Origin of the sequence: Amycolatopsis anabasis (assembly GCF_009765355.1) — a bacterium.
Lineage (GTDB): Bacteria > Actinomycetota > Actinomycetes > Mycobacteriales > Pseudonocardiaceae > Amycolatopsis > Amycolatopsis anabasis.
In genome coordinates this window covers 1-980 of the sequence record NZ_VTHK01000169.1, presented here as the reverse complement: position 1 = coordinate 980, position 980 = coordinate 1, and the positions used below count along the sequence as shown (strand labels likewise).

Sequence of the window (980 nt, the reverse complement as noted above, 5' to 3'; positions counted from 1 at the left end):
AGGCCCTTCAGCACCTCGTGCCGCAGCCAGGACGCCTGGTCGTGCCCCTCGGGCACCTCGAAGATCGGCAACCGGTCCCGGTGGGTGTACACCTCCTCGTACGACTCCACCCGCTCCGCGATCCACAACGTCGAATCCGCCGCACCGGGCACCTCCTTGTCCCAGTACTCCCGCATCTCCGCCGCGGACTTCAGATAATACCCATCACCATCGAACTTGAACCGATTCGGATCATTCAGCGTCTTCCCCGACTGCACACACAACAACGCCGAATGCGAATCCGCCTGATCCTTCGTCACATAATGCGAATCATTCGTCGCCAACGGCCGCAGATCCAGCAACCTGCCGATCTCCAGCAACCCCTCACGCACCGACCGCTCAATCGGCAGCCCGTGATCCATCAACTCCAGAAAGAAGTTGTCCGCCCCGAAAATATCCTTGTAATCCGAAGCCGCCTGAATCGCCGCTTCCTTCTGCCCCAACCGCAACCGGGTCTGCACCTCACCCGACGGACACCCCGTCGTCGCGATGATCCCCTCGTGGTTCTCCGCGATCAACTCCCGGTCCATCCGCGGCTTGCGGTAATACCCCTGCAAACTCGCCAACGACGACAACTTGAACAAATTCCGCAACCCGGTCGGATTCGCCGCCAGCATCGTCATATGCGTATACGCACCACCACCGGAAACGTCCCCGCCCTCACCGAACTCATCCGCACCCCGCTGGTTCGCCTGCCCCCAGAAGATCGGCTTCTTCGTGAACCGCGACTCCGGCGCGATATACGCCTCGATACCGATGATCGGCTTGATCCCGGCCTTCTTCGCCTCCTGGTAGAACTGATCCGCCCCGTACATGTTCCCGTGGTCGGTCATCCCCACCGCCGGCATCTCCAACCGCGACGCCTCCGCGAACAAGGGAGCGATCTTCGCCGCACCATCGAGCATCGAGTACTCGGTGTGGACATGCAGGTGGACGAAAGA

Annotated in this window: 1 protein-coding gene; it reads right to left on the bottom strand. The window is 61.3% G+C overall.

Annotated elements, in window-relative coordinates; translation table 11 throughout:
* Nucleotides 1-980: PHP domain-containing protein (locus tag FXO23_RS50550; RefSeq protein ID WP_158896359.1), on the bottom strand; the 980-nt coding region annotated here is incomplete at both ends.